Raw genomic sequence first — 6073 nt, forward strand, 5'->3', positions numbered from 1 at the left:
TCCCGACGCGAACGGTGCTTCCTTGCTAGGGTCGCGACGAACCACGCGGGGCGTCCCGCCCGGGCAGCCGGGCCGAGGGACTGAGACGAGCGGTACGGCCGCCCGGACCCGTCGAACCTGATCTCGCTAGCACGAGCGGAGGAACGTGGGCATGACGACGCCTGCTGCCATCACCCTGAACCCTGTCCTCGCGGACGACCCGACCGTGCTCGTCCGGAGGGGGGAGAGCGGCTTCACCGCCGACCTCGCCCGCCGGTACGCGCACCTCTTCGACGAGTTCTACGACCACCCGTTCCTCGCCGGCCTGCGTGACGGGACGGTCGAGCCGGCCGCGGTGCGGCACTACGTCGGTCAGGACCACCAGTACCTCACCGCCTACCTGCGCTGCTACGGCCTCGGCATGGCGCTCGCGCCCGACCGGTCGTGGGCCGCCTACTTCCACGAGAAGGCCGGGTTCCTGCTCGACGACGAGTCGCACGCCCACCACGCGATGTGCGACTTCCTCGGTGTGACCTACGAGGAGGCACAGACGAACCGTCTCGCCCCGAGCGCGCAGGCCTACGTCGACCACATGCTCGCCGCGGGCCGCGACTCGCTCGGCGTGCTGCTCGCCGCGCTCCTGCCGTGCCCGTGGACCTACATCTGGTCGGCGCGGCGGTTCTGGCGCGCAGAGCGGGAGGCGACGCCCGGCGCGATCGGGGCCGACCACCCCCTCGCGGGCTGGTGGGAGTTCTACGCCGCCGAGCGCACCGAGGGCGTCCTGGCCGACCTCCGGGCACGCCTCGACGCGCTCGCCGCCGACGCCGGCGAGGCGGAGCGCGCGCGCATGGAGCGCGCGTTCGAGCTGAGCTGCCGGCACGAGATCCGGTTCTGGCAGATGGCGTGGTCGATCGAGCGGTGGTGACGCCCCTCCCGGGCCGGTGAGCGCCCGACGTCGGGCCTTACGCCAGCAGCAGATCCCCGCCCGGGTGCCTCGGCACCCGGGCGGGAGCGCGGGTAGCGTGACCGCATGGACGCGACGAGCGCGGCGCCGGGCCCGGCGCCGATCGCAGTGCCGAGCAGAGCGACGGCGAGCCCCCGGTCCCGGGAGGGCGGGCGGGCGGAGCCGCTGCTGCGCCACGTCATCGGCGGGATCCTCCGGCGGGCGCGGCTCGCGCAGGGTCGCACGCTCGTCGACGTCGCGGCCTCCGCGCGCGTCTCGACCGCGTACCTGTCCGAGGTGGAGCGCGGCCGCAAGGAGGCGTCCTCCGAGGTGCTGGCGGCCGTCTGCGGCGCGCTCGGCCTGCGCCTCGTCGACCTCGTGGCCCGCACGGGTGAGGAGCTGCGCCCCGTCGCCCCGGTGCGCGTGCTCTCCTCCGTCCGGGATCGCGGCGCGCTCTCCGCGCCGCGGCACCCCGCCCCCGCCGGCGAGCCCGTGCGCGACCTCCCGGTCGCACGCACCACGACCGCGACCGCCACGCTCGCGGTGCGCCCTATCGCGCGCACCGACGACGTCCTGCTCCTCGCGGCCTGAGCCCCGCGGGACTCCGCGGGCCGAGAGCACCCGACGGGTACCTGGTCGGCACCGCGTGTCGTGCCCCGGTGCGGCGGCAGGCGCGCGGCTACCGTCGAGGGATGACGGAGCCGCAGACCGCGCACGGCACGGCAGAGCAGACCGCCCCGGCTCTCCAGGAGCTCGTCGACGACGCCGCGTTCCTCTCGCACGAGCACCAGCTCCACCTCGCCGACCACCACGGTGACGACGCATGGAGCGCCGAGATGGCGGAGGGCACGTTCACCTTCACCACCGCCACCGGTGGGACGACGACGTGCCGGCTCCAGTTCCTCGGCACGGCCGCGCCGGGCCCCGGGAGCTGGATGTGGGCGTGGAACAACGTCAACGGCTTCCCCGACGACGTGCTGCGCGCCGCCGAGAAGACCCGCGAGACCGGGCTGCGCGAGGCGACGGAGGCCGAGCTGCCGCTCACCGACGACCTCCCGTACCGCCTCGCGCTCGCGGCCAAGGCCGTCACCGGCTCCTGGACCCACTACAGCGCCCCCGTCGGCAGCGGGACGCGTGCGTGGTTCCTCCTCGACGCCGCCGGCCTCGCGCTGCCCGCGCCGAGCGTGCCGCGCGTCGTGCGGGTGCTGAGCGAGGGCCTGCTGTCCGTCACGGTCGTCGACCACCGCCGCGCGGTCGCGTCCTACGCGGCCGCGCGCGGCCTGGAGACGACGGACGACGACGGCGCGCTCGTGCTCGTGCTTCCTGACGGGAGCGTGGCCGTCCGGTTCGACGAGCGTGGCCGGATCGCCGGCATCGCGGCGACGGCGCGCCCGGTGTCCGCGCCGGCGCGCGATCCCGAGCCGGGAGCAGCGGGTCCGGACGCCCACGCGCCCGGCGCGGACACCGCCGTCGACCCGGACGCGGACCCCGCGGACGTGCCCGACGCGGACACCTCCGACGTGCCCGACGCGGACACCGCCGACTTCCCCGACGCGGACACTGCCGAGGTGCCGGAACCCGGAGAGCCCGCGGCGACGGGGGAACCGGGCCCGGCGGCCGAGCCCGCGCAGGAGCCACGTCGACGTTCCTGGTTCCGGCGACGCGGGTAGGCCCCGCGCGGCGGCGCACGGCGAGTGCTGCGTCTGCGGCCGAGAGCTGCGTCCCGGGACGCATCCGTCGACCGCGGACGCAGCGCTCGACCCGGGTTCAGGCGGCCGCAGCGAGCTTGCGCGAGGTGACGACGGCGTCCGCGACGCCGTACTCGACGGCCTGGCGCGCGGTGAGCACGAGGTCGCGGTCGGTGTCCGCGCGCAGGCGCTCGACGGTCTGCCCCGTGTGGCGGGACAGGACCTCTTCCGTCTCGGACCGGATCCGCAGGATCTCCTCGGCCTGGATCGACAGGTCGGAGATGGTGCCCTCGCCGCCGCCCGACGGCTGGTGCAGCAGCACGCGCGAGTGCTCGAGCACGAACCGCTTGCCCGGCGTCCCCGCCGCGAGCAGGACGGCCGCGGCCGACGCCGCCTGGCCCATGCAGATGGTCGACACGTCGCAGCGGACGAACTGCATCGTGTCGTAGATCGCCATGAGCGCGGTCGCGGAGCCACCGGGGGAGTTGATGTACAGGCCGATCTCCTGGTCCGGGGCGTCGGACTCCAGGTGGAGGAGCTGAGCCATGACGACGTTCGCGACGCCGTCGTCGATCTCCGTGCCGAGGAAGACGATGCGCTCCGACAGCAGACGGGAGAAGACGTCGAACGCGCGCTCCCCGAGCGGAGTCTTCTCGACGACCGTCGGGATCGTGTAGCTCGCCATCACAGGCCCACCTTCCGAGCCGCGCGGGCGGGGCGGACGTCGTCGACGCTCTCGACGATCCGGTCGACCATGCCGTACTCGAGCGCCTGCTGGGCGGTGAACCAGCGGTCCCGGTCGGAGTCGTCGGCGATGGTCTCGACGCTCTGCCCGGTGCTCTCGGCGGTCAGCCGGTGCATGAGGCCCTTGGTGTAGACGAGGTTCTCGGCCTGGATCGCGATGTCGACCGCGGTGCCGCCGATGCCCGCCGACGGTTGGTGCATCATGATCCGCGCGTGCGGCAGCGCGAGACGTTTGCCCGGCGTGCCCGCGCACAGCAGGAACTGCCCCATGCTCGCGGCGAAGCCCATCGCGACGGTCGACACGTCGTTGGGGATGAGCCGCAGCGTGTCGTAGATGGCCAGCCCGGCGCTCACCGAGCCGCCGGGGGAGTTGATGTACAGCGCGACGTCCGCGCGCGGGTCCTCCGCCGAGAGCAGGAGGAGCTGCGCGCACAGACGGTTCGCGACGGCGTCGTCCACGGCCGTGCCGAGGACGACGATGCGCTGGTGCAGCAGGCGCGTCGTGAGCTGGTCGTCGAAGGACGACGTCGCCGGGGCGGCGGCCTCCGCGTGCGGGGTGCGTGGCGTGTGCGTGGTCATGGCACCACCGTGGCTCGGGCGAGGCCCGGACGGGCGAGGAATCTGCCGTCGGCTCATTCGCCGACGGCAGATCCTCCGACTACTCGAGCAGACGTGTCAGCGCGGCGGCCAGGGCGTGCGCTCGTACGCGGTCCCGTCGATGATCACCCAGACGTTCGCGCCGTTGTTCCGTCCGTAGACGCAGGGGAGGTCGACCCACCCGTTGGCGTTGAGAGTCCGGGTGTACGACCGTCCGGGGGCGACGATGTTGTGGTCGCCACCGAGGTCGGTCATGCACTGGAAGGAATGACTGCCCGACGGGAACGTCCCGTTCGCGTTGACGCGGTAGTTGTTGCAGACGCTGGTGTCAGCACATCCGGCGACCGAGGCAGGCGCACCTCGAGTGACCCAGGCGCGCGGCGGATCGGGGCGCTTGTCGGTCGTGAATGTGCTCTGCCCGCTCCAGGCACCGCAACCGGCCGCGTTGCATGCCCTCGCCTGAAGCCGGAAGGTCTGGTCGTAGTCGGACCCGACGTTGACCGTCTGCCCCGTGCCGGACGTGTTCTGGCTGCCGGAGAGCTGCCACTCGTAGCGCGAGATCCCGTTGCCGCCGTTCGACGAGGGCGCCGAGATCGAGAACTGGCCACGGTTGACGCCGGTACGGGACGCGGAGACCCCGGGTACTCCCGGCTTGTCGTAGGCGTTGATCGACGCCGACGCGGGGCTCGACGTCGAGGTGCCGCCCAGGTTGGTCGCGGTCACGGTGAACGTGTACGAGCCGGGGTTGAGGCCCGTGAAGTCCACCGACGTCCCGGACACCTGCCTGGTCGTCCCGCCCGGCGAGGCCGTCACGGTATAGGCGGTGATCGGGCTGCCGTTGGCGTCGGCCGCGCCCCACGACACGCGCGGGATGCCGCTGTCCTGGGACGACGACCCGACGTTCTGCACGCTCGGCTTCGGTGGGGCCTCCGGACGGCCGTAGGGCACGACCGCAGCGGACGCCGAGCTCTGCGCGGTCACGCCGGCCTTGTTCTCGGCGGTCACGGTGAACGTGTAGGACGACTCGTTGTCGAGCCCGGTCGCCTTGTGGCTGAGCCCCGTGAGGGTCAGCGCCGCCCCGTCGGGCGAGCCGTTGCGGTACCGCTGGAGGTGGTACGCCTTGATGGCGTCACCGTTCTCGAACGGCTGCTCCCACGACACGTCGATCGACCCGCCGTTGAGCGGGGAGTCGGCCGCGCGGTCGGCCCTCGGGGTCTTCGGAACGTCCGGCAGGCCGGCGGGGATCTCCTCGGCGGAGTAGTCGCCCCACTCGGACGGGTCGGGCGCGAGGTTCACGGCCTGGACGCGCACGCGGTACGCGACGCCGTTCGTGAGCCCCGTCCACACGACCTGGTTGCCGGACAGCGCCTGCATCTGGATCGCCCCGCTCGGCGGGGCCGGGGAGATCTCGAGGTTGACCGTCTCGATCGGCGACCGGTCGGTGTAGGTCTTGTTGGTCCAGGTGACGGTGAGCGACTTGTCGCCGAACTCGAGGGTGGGCGCGGCGGGCGGGTCGGGCTTCTCGTCGGGACGTGCTTCGGCGGAGGGCGGGGACGCGGGTCCGTCGCCGACGGCGTTGGTCGCGAAGACGGTGAACGTGTACTTCACGTTGTTGGTGAGGCCGTCGAGCGTGCACGTGGTGGTGCCGCAGGCCTTCTCGTAGCCGTTCTGGGAGCGCACGGTGTAGCCGGTGATCTCGGCGCCGTTGTTGTTCGGCGGGTCCCAGGACAGGACGACCGTCTTGGAGCGGACCTCGTCGACCTGCGGGGTGGCCGGGGCCTCGGGCTTGCCGAGCACCTTGAGCTGGACGCGGCCCTCCACGAGGCGGTCCGGGTCCTTCGTGGCGTCCTGGACGCGGTACACCACGACCATCACGCCGACGAAGGACTCGGCTGGGGTGACGACCACGTTGCCGCCGCTGTAGGTCACGTCTCCGCTGCCTGTCTCGACGCTCGCGCCGACGATCTCCAGCGGGGTGTCGGGGAAGGGGTTGGAGTCGTTGGCGAGCACGGGGACGGTGGTCGGCTTGCCCTGGTGGGCGTCGTCGACGGTGTCCTGGTTCGCGCGCGCGAGAGGTCGGGTGGAGGCGACGACGGTGAGGGTCGCGGTGCCCTCGACCGGC

At 73.0% G+C, this 6073-nt stretch carries 6 protein-coding genes and 1 riboswitch; of the genes, 3 read left to right on the forward strand and 3 right to left on the reverse strand.

Annotated features, from left to right (window positions below):
* Positions 1–36 precede the first annotated feature (36 nt).
* Positions 37–161: riboswitch (TPP riboswitch) on the forward strand.
* From AC6CH9_RS15565 to AC6CH9_RS15575, 3 genes are all read left to right on the forward strand, one after another.
* On the forward strand, positions 152–904 hold the full coding sequence (locus AC6CH9_RS15565; protein ID WP_498155702.1) for a TenA family protein: 753 nt from the start codon (positions 152–154) through the stop codon (positions 902–904). (Overlaps the previous riboswitch by 10 nt.)
* 105 nt (positions 905–1009) lie before the next feature.
* Complete coding sequence (locus AC6CH9_RS15570) at positions 1010–1513, forward strand: helix-turn-helix domain-containing protein (protein ID WP_498155703.1); 504 nt, start codon at positions 1010–1012, stop codon at positions 1511–1513.
* 101 nt (positions 1514–1614) lie between these two features.
* The gene (locus AC6CH9_RS15575) at positions 1615–2592 is read left to right on the forward strand and encodes a DUF6882 domain-containing protein (protein WP_498155704.1); all 978 of its coding nucleotides are present in this window, start codon (positions 1615–1617) and stop codon (positions 2590–2592) included.
* A gap of 97 nt (positions 2593–2689) precedes the next feature.
* Here AC6CH9_RS15575 and AC6CH9_RS15580 read toward each other — a convergent pair whose 3' ends face one another.
* The 3 genes from AC6CH9_RS15580 to AC6CH9_RS15590 form a co-directional block, all read right to left on the reverse strand.
* Positions 2690–3295, reverse strand: a complete 606-nt coding sequence (locus AC6CH9_RS15580; protein WP_087469679.1) for a ClpP family protease — start codon at positions 3293–3295, stop codon at positions 2690–2692.
* A complete protein-coding gene (locus tag AC6CH9_RS15585) occupies positions 3295–3933 on the reverse strand; it encodes a ClpP family protease (protein ID WP_498155705.1) in 639 nt (212 codons plus the stop codon). The genes AC6CH9_RS15580 and AC6CH9_RS15585 overlap by 1 nt, the downstream gene beginning before the upstream one ends.
* A gap of 96 nt (positions 3934–4029) precedes the next feature.
* Positions 4030–6073: fibronectin type III domain-containing protein (locus AC6CH9_RS15590; RefSeq protein WP_498155706.1), on the reverse strand; the 2044-nt coding region annotated here is incomplete at its 5' end.

The organism is Cellulosimicrobium sp. GQ32 (assembly GCF_059758455.1).